Here is a 20,175-nt window from a genome sequence, read left to right as displayed (position 1 = left end):
GCACCGGCACCCCCGTCCCGGCCCCGCACCCACCCCCTCCGCCGTAGGCGTCACGCGCGCCCCTCCGGGACCGCACGCGCGCCGCAGGCACAAGACGCGCACCCTCACGCATCCGCGCATCCGCATCCGAAGGAGAACCTCGCATGATCACCCGCCCAGCGGTTCCGGACGCCGAAGGAGCCGCCCGATGAGAGTCCTGCTGATCGGATCCAACGGCTACCTCGGCCGCTTCGTCGCCGAGCGCCTGCTCGCCGACCCGGCCGTCCAGCTCACGGCCCTCGGCCGCGGCGACGACGCCGACGTCCGCTTCGACCTCGCCACCGGCAGCCCCGGCGCCCTCACCCGCTTCCTCGACGCCGTCCACCCCGGCGTGGTGATCAACTGCGCGGGCACCACCCGGGGCGGAGCGCGCGAACTCACCCGGCACAACACCGTGGCCGTCGCCACCGTCTGCGAGGCCCTGCGCCGCAGCGGCTGCGGCGCGCGTCTGGTGCAGATCGGCTGCAGTTCGGAGTACGGCCCGAGCCAGCAGGGTTCCTCCACCGCGGAGGACGCCGTCCCGCGCCCCGGCGGCCCGTACGGCGTCAGCAAGCTCGCCGCCACCGAGCTGGTCCTCGGGTCCGGCCTGGACGCCGTCGTCCTGCGGGTCTTCTCACCCGTCGGCCCCGGGACGCCGGCCGGCTCCCCGCTCGGCCGGCTCGCCGAGGCCATGCGCCGCGCCATGCAGTCCGGCGACGCCGAGCTGAGGCTCGGCGGACTCGGCGCCCAGCGGGACTTCGTCGACGTCCGCGACGTGGCCCGTGCCGTCCACGCCGCCTCCCTCTCCGCCGCGCAGGGCGTCATCAACATCGGTTCGGGCCGCGCCGTCCGCCTGCGCGACGCCGCCGCGGTCCTCGCCCGCGTGGCCGGATACGGCGGCACCCTCACCGAACCGGACGGCCCTCCCGGTGCCCACGCGTCACCGAACCCGCACGCCGCCCACCTCAGGGCCACCATCAGCCATTCCCGCACCGACTCCGACCACCCCGCGCCTCCGGTCGCGTACCCATACCCGGACGGCTGCGGCAGCTGGCAGCAGGCCGACGTGCGCACCGCACGCGACCGGCTCGGCTGGCGGCCCCGGATCAACCTCGAGGAGTCCCTGGCCGACATCTGGATGGAGGCGGCGTGCCGTATCTGACCCGCGTCGAGCCGGGCACCGCGAGCACCGACGTCCGCACCGGGTTCGGTGTCCCGGGCCTCGCGCACCCCCTCGTCGCCCCGGCCGAGTGGAGGGGGCTCGCCCGCCCGGGCACCCCCCTGCACTGGGTCGTCCTGAACGTGGCCGACGGCCCCGGCGCCCGGCCCGACCCGCACTGCCTGGAGGCGGCCGGCCGGCTGCGCGACGCCGGCGTCCGCGTCCTCGGCCATCTCGACACCGCGCACGGCCGGCGCGGTTTCGGCGAGATGATCCCGCAGGCCCACCGGTTCCTCGACTGGTACCAGGTCGACGGCTTCCTCCTCGACCGCTGCCCCGCCGACCGCGCCGGGCTCCCCGGGGTCCGGCGCGCCGTCACCACGCTCCGGGTGATCCGTGACGACGCGCACATCGTCCTCGGCCACGGCACCCACCCGGACCCCGGATACGCCGAGAGCGCCGACCAACTGGTCACCTTCTGCGGGGCCTGGAGCGACTACCGCTGGTCGCAGGCGGCGGAGTGGACCGCCGACCATCCGCCCGAGCGCTTCTGCCACTTCGTGTACGGAGTGCCCGCACCGCACCTGGAGGAGGCCCTGCGCATCGCCCGCTGGCAGGGGGCCGCGACGATCTACTTCACCGACCACCGGGGCCGCGGCGGCCGCACCGATCCCTGGGAACCGCTGCCCGGCTACTGGGACGACATCGTCTCGCGAATCGGGACGGGTGTCTCGGAATGAAAAAGGCCATGGCAGTGTTGATCGGAGAACAACCGTAGTGATTGACCGACCAACGGAGTCCCCGTGTCGTTGCCACCCCTGGTCGAGCCGGCCCCCGAGCTCACCGTAGACGAGGTTCGCAGGTACTCCCGCCACCTGATCATCCCCGATGTGGGGATGGACGGGCAGAAGCGGCTGAAGAACGCCAAGGTGCTCTTTGTGGGCGCCGGTGGCCTGGGTTCGCCGGGGCTGATGTACATGGCCGCCGCGGGCGTGGGCACGCTCGGCATCGTGGAGTTCGACGAGGTCGACGAGTCGAACCTGCAGCGCCAGGTCATCCACAGTCAGTCCGACATCGGCCGCCCCAAGGCGGAGTCCGCGCGTGACACGATCAAGGGCATCAACCCGTACGTGAACGTCGTCCTGCACGAGGAGCGGCTCGAGGCCGACAACGTGAAGGACATCTTCAGCCAGTACGACCTGATCGTCGACGGCACGGACAACTTCGCGACCCGCTACCTGGTCAACGACGCCTGCGTGCTGCTGAACAAGCCGTACGTGTGGGGCTCGATCTACCGCTTCGACGGCCAGGCCTCGGTCTTCTGGTCCGAGCACGGCCCCTGCTACCGCTGCCTGTACCCGGAGCCCCCGCCCCCCGGCATGGTCCCCTCCTGCGCCGAGGGCGGCGTCCTCGGCGTGCTGTGCGCGTCCATCGGCTCCATCCAGGCCAACGAGGCCATCAAGCTCCTCGCCGGCATCGGTGAGCCCCTCGTCGGCCGCCTGATGATCTACGACGCCCTGGAGATGCAGTACCGCCAGGTCAAGGTCCGTAAGGACCCCGACTGCGCGATCTGCGGCGAGAACCCGACCGTCACCGAGCTCATCGACTACGAGGCCTTCTGCGGCGTCGTGTCCGAGGAGGCCCAGGCGGCGGCCGCCGACTCCACGATCACTCCCAAGCAGCTCAAGGAGTGGATCGACGACGGCGAGAACCTCGAACTCATCGACGTCCGCGAGCCGAACGAGTTCGAGATCGTGTCCATCCCGGGCGCCCGCCTGATCCCCAAGAACGAGTTCCTCATGGGCAACGCCCTGGAGAGCCTGCCGCAGGACAAGAAGATCGTCCTGAACTGCAAGACGGGTGTCCGCAGTGCGGAAGTCCTCGCGGTCCTCAAGTCCGCGGGCTTCTCCGACGCCGTCCACGTCGGCGGCGGCGTGATCGGCTGGGTCAACCAGATCGAGCCGGAGAAGCCGGTCTACTGAGCCGCGGCCGGAGCCGGGCCGGAGGCGGGGGCCTCGGACACCACGGGTGTCCGGGGCCCTCGCCCGCGTCATGAGCAGACCTTGCCGTCCTCGGGCACGGTGCCGTCCAGGAGGTAGGCGTTCACCGTGGAGTCGACGCAGTCGCTCCCACTGCCGTACGCCCCGTGGCCCTCGCCCTTCCAGGTGAGCACCACGCCCACGTCCTCGCCCAGTTCGTCCGCCATCCTCCGGGCACCCTCGTACGGGGTGGCCGGGTCGCCGGTGTTGCCGACCACCAGGATCGGGGCCGCGCCCGGCGCGCTCACCTCCGGGGTGTCGTACCGGCCGGGCACCGGCCAGTCGTGGCACCAGCCGGCCGTGTCCCAGCCGAGGAAGGCCCCGAACACGGGCGAGATCTCCTCGAACTCCGGCAGCAGTTCCCTCGCCTGGGCCGCGGTCGGCCGCTGCCTGGCGTCCAGGCACGATATGACCCGCTGCGAGTGGGTCGCCGTGCCGTAGCGCCCCGAGGCGTCGCGGTCGTTGTAGCCGTCGGCCAGCGCCAGCAGCTTCGAGCCGTCCCCCTTCTCCGCGGCCCGCAGCGCCTCGGTCAGGGCCGGCCAGCTCGTCCGGCTGTACAGCGGCAGGACGATGCCGGTCAGGGCCAGCGTCTGCGTCAGCTTCCGCCCGGGTGAGGACGTCGGCAGCGGTTCCGCGTCGATCCGCTCCAGCAGGTCCGCGATCTCGCGCGACCCCTGCTCGGGGTCCCGGCCGGTGGACTCCAGGTAGTTGTCGAGCGCCAGTTGGAAGCCGCGCGTCTGGTTCTTGGCGTGGCCCACCGTGTCGGCACTCGGGTCGACCACCGCGTCGAGCGTCATCCGGCCCACCTTCTCGGGGAACAGGTGGGCGTAGACGCCGCCGAGTTCGGTGCCGTAGGAGATGCCGAAGTAGTGCAGCCGGTCGTCGCCGAGGACCTGCCGGATGCGGTCCATGTCGCGGGCGGTGTCGGTGGTCGCCACATGGGCCATCAGCTTCCCGGCGGCCTTCCGGCAGCCCTTGCCGAAAGCGGCGGCGTCCTCGAAGTACGCCTGCTCCTCGGCCGGCGTGTCCGGGGTGCCGTCCACCGACGACTCGGCCGCCTGGATCTCCCGGTCGCTCCGGCAGCGGACGCCCTCGCTGGCGGCCACCCCGCGCGGATCCCAGCTCACCAGGTCGTACCGCTCGCGCAGTTCGGCGACGGTGCCGGCGTAGGACGGCATCATGGACACCCCCGAGCCACCCGGACCGCCGAAGTTGAACAGCAGCGAGCCGAGGCGGTCGTCCCCCGTGGCCTTCGCCCGGATCAGCGCCAGCCCGATCGTGGCGCCGTCGGGCTCCGACCAGTCCAGCGGCACCCGGAGCGTGGCGCACTGCCAGTCGCGGCCCGGGGCGGGGGCGTCCCCCGAGGCCTTGCAGCGTCCCCAGTCGAGCGCCGTCCCGCCGCCCTTGCCGTCGTCCCCGCCGTCGTCGCCGGACGGGCCGCCGCTGCAACCCGCCGCCAGCAGTGCGGCGGCGACCGTCAGGGCCGCCCACCGTGTGATGCGCGCCATGTGCCGCTTCCCCCCTCGCCTGGCCGTCCGCACCGTGCCGCGGATGGCGGTCAAGCCATGGTAGGCAGACCCGCCTCGTACCGGGGAAGTCTGTGGATAACGCGTTGACCTGCGGGTTCGTGGGACGATGCCGCCTCAGGAGCAGACGGTGCCGGCCTTCGGCACCTTCCCGTCCAGGAGATAGCCGTGCACCGCGTCCCGCACGCACCGGTTCCCGCTGCCGTAGGCGCCGTGCCCCTGGCCCTCGTACGTCAGCTCGACGCCGACCCCCTCGCCCAGCGCCCGCGCCATCCTGCGCGCCCCCTCGTACGGGGTGGCCGGGTCGCCGGTGTTGCCGACCACCAGGATCGGGGCCGCTCCGGGGGCGCTCACCTCCGGGTGGTCGGCGGCCCCCGGGACCGCCCAGTCGGTGCAGCCGATCAGCCCCCACGCCAGGTAGTCGCCGAACAGCTCCGACGCGGCCCGGAACCCGGGCAGCCTGCGCTCCACGTCCTCGGTGTCGTAACGGGGTTTGTCGTCGGCGCAGTTGACGGAGACGTTGGCGGGGACGAGGTTGCTGTACCCGCCGTCCCGGTCGCGCCCGTTCAACGAGTCGGACAGCACCATCAGAATCGTCCCGTCGCCGGCGTAGGCCTCCACGAGGCCGTCGGTGAGGAAATCCCAGAAGTCCCGCGAGTACAGGGCCTGGAGGATCCCGGCGGTCGCCGCGGTCTGGGTCAGTTCGCGCGGGAAGACGCCGGGAATCGGCGCGGCGTCGAGGTCCTTCAGGAACCCGGCGATCCGGTCCTTCACGTCCCGGGCGCTGTCGCCGACGGGACACTCCTCGGCCTGGGAGACGCAGTGCTCGGCGTAGTTGTCGAGCGCGAGCTGGAAGCCCCGCGCCTGCCCGAGCGAGCCCTGCGCCGGGTCCTGCGTGGGGTCGACGACCGCGTCGAACACCGCCCGGCCCACCTTCTCGGGGAACAGGTGGGCGTGGACGCCGCCGAGTTCGGTGCCGTAGGAGAAGCCGAAGTAGTGCAGCCGGTCGTCGCCGAGGACCTGGCGCATCAGGTCGAGGTCGCGGGCGGCGTCGGTGGTGCGCACGTGCGGCAGGATCCGCTCGGAGTTCTTCTCGCAGGCCGCGTTGAACCGCTTGGTGCTCTCCAGGAGTCCGGTCCGCTCGGCCCCGTCGTCGGGGGTCGCGTCCTGCTGGAGGTACGCGTCGAGCTGCTGGTCGCTCCCGCAGCTCACGGGCGCGCTGCGACCGACCCCGCGGGGATCGAAGCTCACCAGGTCGTAGCGGGTGCGCAGGGTCGCGTAGTCCTCGCCGAACGCGGGGAGCGCGGTGACGCCGGAGCCGCCCGGGCCGCCGAAGTTGAAGATCAGGGATCCGATGCGCTCCTCCGGCCTCCCGCTCGACCTCGCCCGGATCAGCGCGAGGCCGATGGTGTCGCCCCCGGGAGCGTCCCAGTCCAGGGGTGCCTCCAGGGTGGCGCACTGCCACGCGGTCCCGTCCGGCAGGGGCGAAGGGGCGGGGCCCGCGCCCTGCGCCTCGGACGGGGCCGGGCAGTCCCCCCAGTCGAGTTCCTGCCTCGTCAGGTCCTCGCTCCCGTCCCCGTCGTCCGCACCGCAGCCCGCCGACGGCGCGAGCAGCAGGGCGGCGCAGACGGCCAGGACGACGGCACGCGGACGGCAGGCAGGGGGCATGCCTCCATCCTGCGGTGCCCCGGAGCGGGCCGCGCGGGACACGGGCCGTACGAGGGAGGAACCGGGGCGGCCCCGAGGCGTTCCCCTCGCCGTCCTCGCCGTCCTCGCCGTCCTCGCCGTCCTCGCCGTCCTCGCCGTCCTCGCCGTCCTCGCTGTCCGTGCGCGCGCCGTCCTCGCCGTCCGTATCCCGTATCCCCCGGGGACCGCCCCTAGAGCGCTTCCTTGCGCGTGAGGTGGTTGAAGGCCAGCCATCCCGGCAGGACCGGCAGCCACAGCGTCAGCAGCCGGAACAGCAGCACCGCCGGCGCGGCGACCTCCTTGGGGAGGCCGACGGCGATCAGGCCGACCGTCAGGGTCGCCTCGACCGCGCCCACACCGCCCGGCGTCGGCGCCGCCGAGCCCAGTGCGTTGCCGGCGAGGAAGACGACGGCGACGCCGGCGATGCTGATCGAGGTCGTCTCGTCGCCGAACGCCCGGATCGAGGCGTCCAGGCACATCACGAAGCAGGCGGTGAGCAGCAGCATGCCGCCGATGCCGGTGACCAGCTTCTGCGGCCGCTGCAGGACGTCGAGCATGCGCGGCACGACCCCGGCGAAGAGCGACCGCACCCGGGTGACGACGAACTTCCGCAGGAACGGCACCGAGGTCATCACGAGCACCAGCACCGCCACCGTCAGCAGACCCGCGATGACGGTGCGGGACGGCGACAGGGAGGGCGTCTTCTCGGTACCGGTCAGGTAGCCGAAGGACAGCAGCATCAGGATGTGACAGCCCAGCCCGAACAGCTGGGACGCGCCGACGCTCGCCACCGCGAGCCCCGGCCGTACCCCCGCGCGCTGGAGGAAACGCGTGTTCAGGGCCACACCGCCCACCGCCGCCGGGGCGACGATCTTCACGAACGACCCGGCGACCTGCGCCGCCACCGTCCGCAGGAACGGCACCCGCTCCGGCACGAACCCCAGCAGCGCCAGGGCGGCGGCGAAGTAGCTGCCCGCCGAGAACAGCACGGCCGCGGCCACCCAGCCCCACTCGGCGCCCGCGATCAGCGGGCCGAACTCGATGTGGGCGAGCTGGGTCAGCAGGAAGTAGGCGCCGATCGCGCCGGCGATGAAACTGATCAGCGTGCGCGGCCGCACCCGCTCCAGACGGGCCGGTTCGACCGGAGCCTGCGGCCTGATCCGCAGCACCTCGTGCCGGATCTGGGTGAGGAGGTCCTCCTCGCGCGCCTCCTCCAGGGCCTCGTCGATGGCCCGCTTCTCGGCCCGCTGCTCCGCGCGCACGGCTTTCTTGTCGGGCTTCTCGAGCACGGGCCGCTCGGTGTCGTCGGCGGTCTGCTCCGCGCGGAGCAGCCGGGACTGCCGGGAGGCCTCCAGGACCGCCTCGCGCTCGCGCTGTGCCCGTTCCCGGGCGAGCCTGCGCAGGGTCGCGCGGGTGGAGCGGCTCAGCGCGATGGGCTGGAGCATCGGCAGGCAGTCCGCCACGGCGTCGGGACCGAGGACGCTCAGCGCGGAGGCCACCGCCCGTTCGGCGCCCACCCTGAGGCCCAGCGTCACGAGCAGCTGGGAGACGTCCATGCGCAGCAGCAGGTCGCCGGCCGCGATCTCGCCGGCGCGCAGGTCGGTGAGGATCACCGTGCCGGAGCGGTCCACCAGGATCGCGTCGCCCACCAGCCTGCGGTGCGCGATGCGGCGGGACTGCAACGCCCGTACCTGGTGCCAGGCGTCGCGCAGCAGTTCGTCGGTGATCTCCTCGTCGGCCAGCGAGTCGAGGGTGCGCCCGCCGGTGTGCTCGTAGACGAGCATGACCGCGTCGGGGCCGAGCTCGGAGGTCGCGATCAGCTTGGGCGCGTTGGCTCCGGCCGCGATGGCCGCGTACGCCAGCAGCGCCTCCTGCTCCAGGGCCTGGCGCAGCGACTGGAGGCTGCTGCGGGTGGCGAAGCCGCGCAGGGTCAGGTTGCGCCAGGCCCGGTAGAAGAACCCCTGCGCCTGCTGCTCCCGGTCGACCACCGTCACGTCCAGCGGCGGGCCGTCCTCCAGGGTGACGAAGTACCGGCGTCCCCGGTCCCCGGCCTCGGACGCGTCGCCGGACTCCACGCGGGAGGCGCTCACCGGGTGGAATCCGACGGTCCGCAGGCCCGCCATCAGGGTCCGGCCGGTGGGGCGCACATTGGGCGAGCCGACCGCGTAGAGGGTGCCGTAGGCGACGGACCAGCCGATCAGCACCGTCAGGATGATCGAGAACGGGGTCGTGTACCCGGTGACGAGCATGGAGAAGGCGTCGAGGAGCAGGACCACCCACAGCACCGCGCGCCATCTGGGCCTGCGGGACATGCCGACGGCCGTCATGTACGCGATGACCGGGGCCAGGTAGCCGTGCACCGGATCGGTCAGGGCGTGGATGTCGCCGGGGGAGGGCTGGGTGAGCGCCTCCTGGATCGAGTCGGGGGCGGCCCGCGCGACCCACAGGTCCGTGGCGAGCGTCACACCGTGTGCGAGCACGGCGGCGAGCACGCCGTCGGCGATCCGCAGCCCGTCCCGTTTGATCAGGCGTTCGATGGCGAAGGCGACCGGCACCAGGAGGATCGCGATGCTGGAGGCCAGGCCCGCGATCTTGATGAGCAGGTCGGGCGCCTGCCCGGTGCCCTTGGTGATGTCCTGTTCCAGGCCCGAGGTGGTGCCGTGGGCGAACGCGGCGATCGCCAGCAGCACCACGACGGCGAGGACGCCCACGAGGAGCCGCATGAGGTCGGACGGGCGGTGCACCCGCGCGGGGAGCAGCGGCTCGTCGCCCTCGACCTCGTCGATGTACGCCGTGTCCGCGTCGTCGGTGCCGTCGGTGCCGTCGGTGTCCAGTGCGGCCCTCTTCCCGGCCGCCCCGGTGCCGGCGCCCTTCGTGTCGACGTCCCTCGTGTCGGCGTTCGCGGTGTCCGGGCGCGGCGGGGTGTCAGGGGTGCTCCCCGTGTCCCCGGGGTGCGCGCCCTGCTGCCTCGTCGTCTCTTCTTGGTCTCGTATCACCAGTCACCGCCCGCACGATGGTGGCATGCCGTACCGGCACAAGGGGACATCAGGGTCCAAATGCGGGGCCGCACGGTCTGCCCGGGGCGGTGGCGCGGGGCGAGGGGGGCGCACGCGCGCGGACGCGGGGCGTTGTCGGTGGGGTGGTGCAGGATGGGTCGGATGAGTCAGGAGAGCCTTCCGCCCGGTGCCGTCCCGGAGCACCCGGGCGACCTGCCCGAGTACGCCGAGCGGGTCCTCGAGGTGGCCGAGCTGATCCCGCCGGGCCGGGTCATGACGTACGGCGACGTGGCGGAGTGGTTGGGGGAGGGCGGCCCCCGGCAGGTCGGGCGGGTGATGGCCCTCTACGGCGGGGCCGTCCCGTGGTGGCGGGTCGTCCGTGCGGACGGGGTCCTGCTGCCGGGCCACGAACCGAGGGCGCTCGGCCACTACCGCGCGGAGGGCACGCCGCTGAAGGAGGCGGGCCGGGCCGCGGCGGACCACGTGCCGCGCCTCGACATGAGGCGTGCGCGGTGGGACGGCGGTGGACGCACCGGGGGTCACACCTGACAGCTTCCGCCATCGCGCGCGCCGCCGTGTGACGCGTGATCCGCGAGGGAGGAGGGAGGCACGCCCATGGCATGACGTACGTTCGTGAGCGGAGGGACGGGTGTGCCGTGAGTGCCGCGAGAGAAAAACCGGAAGTCCTGCTTCCGTACTTTTCACCGGCGTAGCGTCGGCCGCACGCGCCCCCTCCACACCCGGGTCCACCGCCCTCCGCGCGCGGCGGACCGCCCCCCAGCACACCCACCAGGACCGGCGAACCACGTGAGCTCCTCTTCCTCCACCAGCGGCCTGTCGCACCCCCAGGTGCGGCGGGGGAGCCGCGGCGCTTACCGACTGGTCCGTACCCCGCCGGCCCGCGTGAATCCCCCCCGACTGGACGCCGCACAGCGCTCCGTGGTTGACCACGGGACCGGACCGCTGCTCGTCCTCGCGGGTCCGGGCACCGGGAAGACCACCACGCTGGTCGAGTCCGTGGCCGCGCGGATCGCCCGCGGCGGGGATCCCGAACGCGTCCTGGTGCTGACGTTCAGCCGCCGGGCGGCCGTCGAGCTGCGCGACCGCATGGCCCTGCGCATGGGTGCCGCGCGGGCCCCGCAGGCGACCACGTTCCACTCGTTCTGCTACGCCCTGATCCGCGCCCACCAGGACAGCGACCTCTTCGTGGAGCCGCTGCGGCTGCTGTCGGGTCCCGAGCAGGACGTCACCGTCCGGGAACTGCTCGCCGGCCAGGCCGACCTGGAACGGCTCGGCCTCGCCCACGTGCGCTGGCCCGACGAACTGCGCGCCTGCCTGACCACCCGCGGTTTCGCCGACGAGGTCCGCGCGGTGCTCGCCCGCACCCGCGAACTCGGCCTCGGACCCGGAGCCCTGCACGCCTTCGCCCGCCGCATCGGACGCCCCGACTGGCGCGCCGCCTCCGCCTTCCTCGCCGAGTACCTCGACGTCCTCGACCTCCAGGGCGTGCTCGACTACGCCGAACTGGTCCACCGCGCGGTGCTCCTCGCCCGCCGCCCCGAGGTCGCCCGGCAGCTGACCGCGCGGTACGACGCCGTCTACGTCGACGAGTACCAGGACACCGATCCGGCCCAGGTGCGCCTGCTGCACGCCCTGGCCGGCGAGGGCCGCACCCTCGTCGCCTTCGGCGACCCCGACCAGTCGATCTACGCCTTCCGGGGCGCGGACGTGGGCGGAATCCTGGAGTTCCCGCACGCGTTCCGCCGCGCGGACGGCCGCCCCGCCCCGGTCCGGGTGCTGCGCACCTCGCGCCGCTCCGGCGCCGCCCTGCTGGCCGCCACCCGGCTGGTGACCCGGCGCATGCCGCTGCCCCGCCTGCCGGCCGAGAAGGTCCGCGCCCACCGGGAGCTCACGGCCGCGCGGGAGGGCGGCCGGGTCGAGGTGTACACCTACCCGACGCCCGGCACCGAGCTGGACAACATCGCCGACATCCTGCGCAGGGCCCATCTGGAGGACGGCCTGCCCTGGAGCGACATGGCCGTCCTGGTGCGGGCCGGCTCCCGCGCCCTCCCCGTGCTCCGCCGCGCGCTCACCGCGGCGGGCGTCCCCGTGGACGTCGACGGCGACGACCTGCCCCTGCGCCACGAACCGGCGGTGGCCCCGCTGCTGACGGCCCTGCGGGCGGTGGCGACGGCGGCGGCCGAGAGCCACGGCCAGGGCGCGGAGGCCGGGTCCGGGACCGCTCGGACGGCGGTGGGCGGGACGACCGGCGAAGCCGCGGCGGACGGAGGGCGTCCCGAGGCCGGTACGGACGGGGAGCACGCCGGACCCGGCGCGGACGAGGACCGCCCCGGGGCCGGCGCCGTGCCGGAACCGTGCTGGCTCGACACCGAGACCGCCCGCACCCTGCTCGCCTCCCCCCTCGCCGGCATGGACACCGCCGACCTGCGCCGCCTCGGCCGGGCCCTGCGCGAGGAGGAGCGGGCCGCGGGCAACCCGCTGCCACCGCCCTCGGACGAACTGCTCGCCCGGGCGCTGGCCGAGCCGGAGCGGCTGGCCGTGCACGACCCCGCGTACGCGCGGGGCGCCCAGCGCCTCGGCGCGCTGCTGCGCAAGGTCCGGGAGCGCCTGGCCGGCGGCGGCACGGCCGAGGAGGCCCTGTGGGACCTGTGGGACGGCACGCCGTGGCCCCAGCGCCTGGAACGCGCCGCCCGGCGCGGCGGCGCGGCCGGACGCAACGCCGACCGGGACCTCGACGCCGTGTGCGCGCTGTTCGCGACCGCGGCCCGCGCGGAGGAGCGCACCGGTGGCCGCGGCGCCCTGAACTTCCTGGAGGAGATCGAGGCCGAGGACATCGCCGCCGACACCCTCGCGCGGCGCGCCGTCCGCCCCGACGCGGTACGCCTGATGACCGCGCACCGCTCCAAGGGCCTGGAGTGGAGCCTGGTCGTCGTGGCCGGCGTCCAGGAGGGCCTGTGGCCGGACCTGCGCCGCCGCGGCTCCCTGCTGGAGGCCGACCGCATCGGCCGCGACGGACTCGCCGAACCCCTCACCCCGGGCGCCCTGCTCGCCGAGGAGCGCCGCCTGTTCTACGTGGCCGCCACGCGTGCGCGCGAACGCCTGGTGGTGACGGCCGTGAAGGCGCCCGCGGACGACGGCGACCAGCCCTCCCGGTTCCTGACCGAGCTCGGCGTCGAACCCCGGGACGTCACCGGGCGCCCGCGCCGCCCCCTGTCCGTGGCCGCGCTCGTCGCCGAACTGCGCGCCACGACGGTCGACCCGCGCGTCTCGGACGCCCTGCGGCGGGCCGCGGCCCACCGGCTGGCCCGGCTCGCCGCCCTCGCCGACGACGACGGCCGCCCGCTCGTCCCCTCCGCGCACCCCTACCGCTGGTGGGGCATGTTCGAACCGACCGAGTCCAAGGTGCCGCTGCGGAGCCGCGACCAGCCCGTCGTGCTCTCCGGCAGCGCCCTCGACCAGCTCGCCCGCACCTGCGCACTGCAGTGGTTCCTGGGCCGCGAGGTGAAGGCCGACGCCCCCGCGACCGCCGCCCAGGGCTTCGGCAACGTGGTGCACGCCCTGGCCGACGAGGTGGCCTCCGGACACACCCCGGCCGACCTCGACGTCCTCATGGAACGCCTCGACTCCGTGTGGAACGCGCTGGCCTTCGACGCGCCGTGGAAGTCGGCGCAGGAGAAGGAGAACGCGCGTGCCGCGCTCGAACGCTTCCTGAAGTGGCACGTCATGGACCGCGCCGGACGCACCCCGGTGGCCGGCGAGCACGACTTCGACGTCACCCTCGAGGCGGGCGACTACCAGGTCCGCATCCGCGGCCAGATGGACCGCGTCGAGGCCGACCGCGACGGCCGCGCCTACGTCGTCGACTTCAAGACCGGCAAGCAGGCGCCCAGCTCCGCCGAAGTGGCCCGCCACCCCCAGCTCGCCGTCTACCAGCTCGCCGTGCGCGAGGGCGCCGTCGACGAGGTGTTCGGCGGGGTGCGCCCCGAGCCCGGCGGCGCCGAACTCGTCCAGCTGCGGCAGGGGGCCGCCCGGCGGGACGGCGGCGAGACCCTGCCCAAGGTGCAGGCCCAGCCGCCGCTGGAAGGGGAGTGGATCGGCGACCTGCTGGCCACGGCCGCCGGCAAGGTCCTCGACGAACGGTTCACCCCGACCGCCGGCCAGCACTGCGCCCACTGCGCCTTCCGTGCCTCCTGCAGCGCCCGGCCGGAGGGCCGGCACGTGGTCGAGTGACCGCCGGTGACCGCCGGGCGACCGGAGGGGCCGGAGCCGCCGAAAGGGCCGGAACAACCGGAGTGACGCATCGCACCCCCTGCTCCGACCTGCGGTTTCCCCGACCCGGAGGGCGCTTCGGCCTCCGCTGTCGGTACCCGCCGCTAGCCTCTGCGTGTGCCCGCTCGCCTCACCGACCCCGATCAGCTCAAGGAACTCCTCGGCATCCCCTTCACCCCGGAGCAGACGGCCTGCATCACCGCGCCGCCCGCCCCGCAGGTGATCGTGGCCGGAGCCGGATCGGGCAAGACCACGGTGATGGCGGCCCGCGTGGTGTGGCTGGTCGGCACCGGCCGGGTCGCCCCCGAGCAGGTGCTCGGCCTCACCTTCACCAACAAGGCCGCCGGCGAGCTCGCCGAACGCGTCCGCAAGGCGCTGGTCAAGGCCGGTGTCACCGACCCGGACCCCCTCCCGCCACCCGGCCGCCCCTCCCCGTCGACCCCGGCGGCGGTGCTTCGCCCCGACCCCTCCCGGCCGGACCCGGACGACCCCCCGGGCGAGCCCGTGATCTCCACCTACCACGCCTTCGCGGGCCGCCTCCTGACCGACCACGGCCTGCGCATCGGCCTGGAACCGTCCTCCCGCCTGCTCGCCGACGCCACCCGCTACCAGCTCGCCGCACGGGTGCTGCGCGAGGCCCCCGGCCCCTACCCGGCCCTGACCCGCTCCTTCCCCGACCTGGTCGGGGACCTCCTCGCCCTCGACGCCGAACTCGCCGAGCACCTCGTGCCGCCCGAGGAGCTGCGCGCCCACGACACCGAACTGCTGCGCGCCCTGGAGCACACCGCGCTCACCAACGCCGACCTGCGCAAGGTCCCCGAAGCGGCCGCCGCGCGGCGCGAGCTCGCCGACCTCGTGCTGCGCTACCGGGCCGCCAAACGCGAACGCGACCTGCTCGACTTCGGCGACCAGATCGCCCTGTCCGCCCGGCTCGCCGCGATCCCCGAGGTGGGCCGCGCCCTGCGCGAGGAGTTCCGCGTGGTCCTCCTCGACGAGTACCAGGACACCTCGGTCGCCCAGCGCGTCCTGCTGTCCGGCCTCTTCGGCCACGGCACCGGCCACCCGGTGACCGCCGTCGGCGACCCCTGCCAGGCGATCTACGGCTGGCGCGGCGCCTCCGTCGCCAACCTCGACGACTTCCCCGAGCACTTCGCCCACGCCGACGGCCGCCCCGCCACCCGCCAGTCGCTCAGCGAGAACCGCCGCAGCGGCGGCCGCCTGCTGGACCTCGCCAACGGCCTCGCCGCACCCCTGCGCGCCCTGCACGAGGGCGTGGAGGCCCTCCGTCCGGCCCCCGGCGCCGAACGCGACGGCCTCGTGCGCTGCGCCCTGCTGCGCACCCACGCCGAGGAGATCGACTGGGTCGCCGACTCCATCGCCCACCTGGTGCGCACCGGGAAGGCGCCCGGCGAGATCGCCGTGCTCTGCCGCACGGCGACCGACTTCGCCGAGATCCAGGGCGCGCTGGTGGCCCGGGACGTCCCCGTCGAGGTGGTCGGCCTGTCCGGGCTGCTGCACCTGCCCGAGATCGCCGACCTCGTCGCCGTCTGCGAGGTCCTCCAGGACCCGGGCGCCAACGCCTCCCTCGTGCGGCTGCTGACCGGCCCGCGCTGGCGCATCGGCCCGCGCGACCTCGCCCTGCTGGGACGCCGCGCACGGCTGCTGGTGTCCCACGGGCGCACGCCGGACGACGACCCGGACCGGCGGCTCGCCGAGGCCGTCGAGGGCGTCGACCCGGCCGAGGTGATCTCGCTCGCCGACGCCCTCGACACGTTCCTGGAGACACCGCTGGAGGAGCGGGAGGACGACGGGCTGCCCTTCTCGCCCGAGGCGCGCGTGCGCTTCGCCCGCCTGGCCGCCGAACTGCGCGACCTGCGCCGCTGTCTGGCCGATCCCCTCATGGACGTCCTGCACCGCGTGCTCGCCGTCACCGGCCTGGAGGTCGAGCTGTCGGCCTCCCCGCACGCCCTGGCCGCCCGCCGGCGGGAGACCCTGTCCAACTTCCTCGACGTCGCCGCCTCCTTCGCCGCCGGCGACCACGAGGCCACCCTGCTCGCCTTCCTGGGCTTCCTGCGCACCGCCGCCCAGTACGAGAAGGGCCTCGACAACGCCCTGCCCGGTGGCGAGAACACCGTCAAGGTGCTCACCGCGCACAAGTCCAAGGGCCTGGAGTGGGACGTCGTGGCCGTCCCCGGACTGGTCACGGGCACCTTCCCCAGCGGCCAGGGCCGCGAGAAGTGGACCGCCCAGGGCAAGGTGCTGCCGCACGCGCTGCGCGGCGACGCCGCCACCCTGCCCGACGTCCCCTCCTGGGACGCCCGGGGCCTGAAGGCGTTCCACGAGGCGATGAAGGAGCACCAGCACACCGAGGAGCTCCGCCTCGGCTACGTCACCTTCACCCGCCCCCGCTCCCTCCTGCTCGGCTCCGGCCACTGGTGGGGCCCCAGCCAGAAGAAGCCGCGCGGCCCCTCCGCGTTCCTCCGGGCCCTCCACGACCACTGCGCCGCCGGGTACGGCGAGATCGAGGCGTGGGCCGACGAACCCGCCGAGGACGAGGAGAACCCCGCCCTGCACCGGGCCGCCGACGACCAGGTGTGGCCCCTGCCCCTGGACGACGACGCCCTCGCCCGCCGCCGCGCGGCCGCCGAGACCGTCCTCGCCCACCTCGACCGCCTCGCCGCCCGCCCCGACGACCGGCCCGCGGCCCTGCACGACCCGGACACCCACGACGACCCCGACTGGCCGCCGCCACCGGACGACGACCCCTTCACCGCGGAAGGGGCCCCCTTCCCGGACGGCGCCCCCTTCCCCGCGGAGGACGCCCCCTTCCCGGACGACGACCCGGACGACTGGGACTCCTGGACCACCGACCGTCCCGCCGACCGCCCCACCGTCCCGCACCAGGCCACGTCCCCGGAGTCCACCGGAGGCCCCGGCCCCGGCACACCCGAGGACACGCGCGCCCGCCCCGCCGAGGCCGCGGCCGTCCCGCACCCGGATCCCGCGGAGGGGACGGCACGGACCGGCGGCACCCCGCGGCCCCGCTCCGCCGAGGAGGAGACCGAAGCACCCCGGCTCACCCCGGAGGAGGCCCGCACCGTCGCCTCCTGGGACCGCGACCTCGACGCCCTGGCCGGAGAACTGCTGCGCACCCGCGCGAGCACCACCGAGGTCCCGCTGCCTGCCTCGCTCACCGCCTCCGAGCTGCTGCGCCTGGCCGCCGACCCGGACGGCTTCGCCCAGGAGCTGGCCCGCCCCATGCCCCGCCCGCCGCAGCCCGCCGCGCGCCGCGGCACCCGCTTCCACGCCTGGGTCGAGTCCCGCTTCGAGGAACTCACCCTCCCCATGCTGGAACCGGACGACCTGCCCGGCGCCGCGGCCGAGATCGCCGACGAACGCGACCTCCAGGCCCTCAAGGACGCCTTCGAACGCACCGAGTACGCCCACCGCACCCCCTACCGCGTGGAGGCCCCCTTCCAGCTGTCGATCGCCGGACGCGTCGTCCGCGGCCGCATCGACGCCGTCTACAAGGAGGGCGACGGGGACGGGGCGACGTACGAGATCGTCGACTGGAAGACCGGCCGCGCCCGCACCGCCGACCCGCTCCAGCTCGCCGTCTACCGGCTCGCCTGGGCCGAGCAGCAGGGCGTTCCCCCGGAGTCCGTCGGCGCCGCGTTCCTGTACGTGCGCACCGGCGAGGTCGTGCGCCCCGACCCCCTGCCCGGCCGGGCCGCACTGGAACGGCTGCTGCTGGAGGACCCGTCCGGCGAGCCGCCCGGTGAGATACCGCACTCCGAGGACACCGGCGCGGGCCGATAGGCTCGTCGGTATGAGCCAGCCCGTTGACAGTGCCGTCAGCGCCGTCCGCACGTACATCGAACAGCACCGCCCCGCCTTCCTCGACGACCTCGTCGAATGGCTGCGCATCCCCTCCGTGTCGGCCCGGCCCGACCACGCCCCCGACGTGCGCCGCAGTGCCGACTGGCTCGCCGCCAAGCTCGAGGAGACCGGCTTCCCGACCGCCGAGGTCTGGCAGACCCCGGGCGCCCCGGCCGTCTACGCCGAGTGGCCCTGCGCCGACCCCGGCGCGCCCACGGTGCTGGTCTACGGCCACCACGACGTCCAGCCGGCCGCCCGCGAGGACGGCTGGGACAGCGACCCCTTCGAACCCGTCGTACGGGGGAACCGCCTGTACGCGCGCGGCGCGGCCGACGACAAGGGCCAGGTGTTCTTCCACACCCTCGGCGTCCGGGCCCACCTCGCCGCCACCGGCCGCACCACCCCGGCCGTCCACCTGAAGCTCCTGATCGAGGGCGAGGAGGAGTCGGGCTCCCCCCACTTCCGGGCGCTCGTCGAACAGCACGCCGACCGGCTCGCCGCCGACGCCGTGATCGTCTCCGACACCGGCATGTGGTCCGAGGACACCCCCACCGTGTGCACCGGCATGCGCGGCCTCGCCGAGTGCGAGATCCGGCTGCACGGCCCCGACCAGGACATCCACTCCGGCTCCTTCGGCGGCGCGGTCCCCAACCCGGCCACCGCCGTCGCCCGCCTGGTCGCCGCCCTGCACGACGAACACGGGCGCGTGGCGATCCCCGGCTTCTACGACGGCGTCGTCGAACTCACCGACCGCGAGCGCGAACTCTTCGCCGAACTGCCCTTCGACGAGCGGCAGTGGCTGCGCACCGCCAAGTCCCACGGCACCCTGGGCGAGACCGGATACAGCACCCTGGAACGCCTCTGGGCCCGCCCCACCGCGGAGGTCAACGGCATCGGCGGCGGCTACCAGGGCCCCGGCAGCAAGACGATCATCCCGTCCTCCGCCGTGGTGAAGCTGTCCTTCCGGCTGGTCGCCGGCCAGGACCCGGAGCACGTGCGGAAGGCCGTCCGCGCCTGGGTGCCCGGACAGCTGCCCGAAGGCGTCCGCTGCGAGATCTCCTTCAGCCCCGCCACCCGCCCGTGCCTGACGCCGCTGGACCACCCGGCCCTGCAGTCCGTGGTCCGGGCGATGGGCCGCGCCTTCGGCGCACCCGTCCGCTTCACCCGCGAGGGAGGCTCCGGCCCGGCCGCCGACCTGCAGGACGTCCTCGGCGCACCGGTGCTCTTCCTCGGCATCTCCGTCCCGTCCGACGGCTGGCACGCCCCCAACGAGAAGGTGGAACTCGACCTGCTCCTCAAGGGCGTCGAGACGAGCGCGTACCTGTGGAGCGACCTCGCCGAGCACTGGCGGCACGCGCCCTGACCGCCGTACGCCGCCCGGACCGGCCGCCCGCGCGGGGCACACTGGAAGGGCCCCCGGCGGCGCCCGCCGGCCCCGGTCGCCCGCGCCGCCCGTCCCGCCGAACCGCCCGCCGAACCGATCCGTCCCCCCGGGGGAGTTGGAAGCACCCGTGACCACCTGGACCGACCACACCGCCGACCGACCCATCTCGCTCACCGCCCCGAGCGGCATCGACCGCGCCGCCCACCACCGGCTCGACGAGGCGTGGCTCGCGGCGGCCTGGAGCCACCCCTCGACCCGCTGCTTCGTGGTCTCCGGCGGCCAGGTCCTCATCGACGAGACGGCGGACGGGCGCACCGAGATCGTCATGACCCCGTCCTTCGAGGCCCCGCTCACCGAGGCGCACCGCTACTTCCTGGGCACCGACGAGGACGGCGTCAGCTACTTCGCCCTCCAGAAGGACTCCCTGCCCGGCCGCATGGACGAATCCGCCCGCCCGGCGGGCCTGCGCGAGGCGGGCCTGCTCCTGTCGCCGCGGGACGCCGGTCTGATGGTGCACGCCGTCGCCCTGGAGAACTGGCAGCGACTGCACCGTTTCTGCTCCCGCTGCGGCGAGCGCACCGTCATCGCCGCGGCCGGCCACATCCGCCGCTGTCCCGCCTGCGGCGCCGAGCACTACCCGCGCACCGACCCCGCCGTGATCATGGCCGTGATCGACGAGCAGGACCGCATCCTGCTCGGCCGCCAGGTCCACTGGCCCGAGGGCCGTTTCTCGACCCTCGCCGGATTCGTCGAGCCCGGCGAGTCCATCGAGCAGTCGGTGCGCCGCGAGGTCCACGAGGAGGTCGGCATCGACGTCGGCGAGGTCGAGTACATCGCCAGTCAGCCCTGGCCGTTCCCGTCCAGCCTGATGCTGGGCTTCTTCGCCCGCGCCACCTCGACCGCGATCGACGTCGACGGCGACGAGATCCACGAGGCCCGCTGGTTCTCCCGCGACGAGCTGCGGACCGCCTTCGAGTCGGGCGAGGTGCTCCCGCCCTACGGCATCTCGATCGCGGCCCGCCTGATCGAGCGCTGGTACGGCAAGGACCTGCCGACCCGCGGGGCCTTCTGAGGGAACCGGTCCTGCGACGGGACCCGCACGAGAGCGGGGGGGGGGGGGGGGGGGGGGGGGGGGGGGGGGGGGGGGGGGGGGGGGGGGGGGGGGGGGTGTGGGGGGGGGGGGGGGGGCTTCTTTCTT

At 74.4% G+C, this 20,175-nt stretch carries 11 protein-coding genes; 8 read left to right on the top strand and 3 right to left on the bottom strand.

Features of this window, described 5'->3' with window-relative positions:
- Positions 1 to 187: 187 nt before the first annotated feature.
- The 3 genes from ACZ56B_RS24675 (at position 188) to moeZ (ending at position 3,159) form a co-directional block, all read left to right on the top strand.
- Complete coding sequence (locus tag ACZ56B_RS24675; RefSeq protein ID WP_468794669.1) at positions 188 to 1,180, top strand: NAD-dependent epimerase/dehydratase family protein; 993 nt, start codon at positions 188 to 190, stop codon at positions 1,178 to 1,180.
- Positions 1,168 to 1,917 carry a spherulation-specific family 4 protein gene (locus tag ACZ56B_RS24670; protein WP_468794666.1) on the top strand — a complete coding sequence of 250 codons (750 nt, stop codon included), beginning with the start codon at positions 1,168 to 1,170 and terminating at the stop codon, positions 1,915 to 1,917. The genes ACZ56B_RS24675 and ACZ56B_RS24670 overlap by 13 nt, the downstream gene beginning before the upstream one ends.
- Before the next feature lie 63 nt (positions 1,918 to 1,980).
- The gene (moeZ, locus tag ACZ56B_RS24665) at positions 1,981 to 3,159 is read left to right on the top strand and encodes an adenylyltransferase/sulfurtransferase MoeZ (protein WP_468794663.1); all 1,179 of its coding nucleotides are present in this window, start codon (positions 1,981 to 1,983) and stop codon (positions 3,157 to 3,159) included.
- Positions 3,160 to 3,227: 68 nt separating this feature from the next.
- Here the strand turns inward: moeZ and ACZ56B_RS24660 are convergent, their stop codons facing one another.
- From ACZ56B_RS24660 to ACZ56B_RS24650, 3 genes are all read right to left on the bottom strand, one after another.
- A complete protein-coding gene (locus tag ACZ56B_RS24660; protein ID WP_468794660.1) occupies positions 3,228 to 4,724 on the bottom strand; it encodes an alpha/beta hydrolase in 1,497 nt (498 codons plus the stop codon).
- Between the two features lie 135 nt (positions 4,725 to 4,859).
- Positions 4,860 to 6,410: an alpha/beta hydrolase gene (locus ACZ56B_RS24655; RefSeq protein ID WP_468794657.1), complete on the bottom strand. Its 1,551-nt coding sequence runs from the start codon at positions 6,408 to 6,410 to the stop codon at positions 4,860 to 4,862.
- Positions 6,411 to 6,619: 209 nt separating this feature from the next.
- Positions 6,620 to 9,424: a lysylphosphatidylglycerol synthase domain-containing protein gene (locus tag ACZ56B_RS24650; protein ID WP_468794654.1), complete on the bottom strand. Its 2,805-nt coding sequence runs from the start codon at positions 9,422 to 9,424 to the stop codon at positions 6,620 to 6,622.
- A 162-nt stretch (positions 9,425 to 9,586) separates the two neighbouring features.
- On the opposite strand from ACZ56B_RS24650, the gene ACZ56B_RS24645 reads away from it, so the two are divergent.
- The 5 genes from ACZ56B_RS24645 (at position 9,587) to nudC (ending at position 20,049) form a co-directional block, all read left to right on the top strand.
- The gene (locus ACZ56B_RS24645; protein WP_468794651.1) at positions 9,587 to 9,973 is read left to right on the top strand and encodes an MGMT family protein; all 387 of its coding nucleotides are present in this window, start codon (positions 9,587 to 9,589) and stop codon (positions 9,971 to 9,973) included.
- Between the two features lie 258 nt (positions 9,974 to 10,231).
- Positions 10,232 to 13,675: an ATP-dependent helicase gene (locus ACZ56B_RS24640; RefSeq protein WP_468794648.1), complete on the top strand. Its 3,444-nt coding sequence runs from the start codon at positions 10,232 to 10,234 to the stop codon at positions 13,673 to 13,675.
- 156 nt (positions 13,676 to 13,831) lie between these two features.
- Positions 13,832 to 17,533: a UvrD-helicase domain-containing protein gene (locus ACZ56B_RS24635; protein ID WP_468794645.1), complete on the top strand. Its 3,702-nt coding sequence runs from the start codon at positions 13,832 to 13,834 to the stop codon at positions 17,531 to 17,533.
- A gap of 10 nt (positions 17,534 to 17,543) precedes the next feature.
- Positions 17,544 to 18,956, top strand: coding sequence for a dipeptidase (locus ACZ56B_RS24630; protein WP_468794642.1), 1,413 nt, complete (start codon positions 17,544 to 17,546; stop codon positions 18,954 to 18,956).
- Positions 18,957 to 19,092: 136 nt separating this feature from the next.
- Positions 19,093 to 20,049, top strand: coding sequence for an NAD(+) diphosphatase (nudC, locus tag ACZ56B_RS24625; protein WP_468794639.1), 957 nt, complete (start codon positions 19,093 to 19,095; stop codon positions 20,047 to 20,049).
- Positions 20,050 to 20,175: the final 126 nt, after the last annotated feature.

The organism is Streptomyces sp. NPDC034670 (genome assembly GCF_055574875.1).
This window is presented reverse-complemented; position numbering and strand designations above follow the sequence as displayed.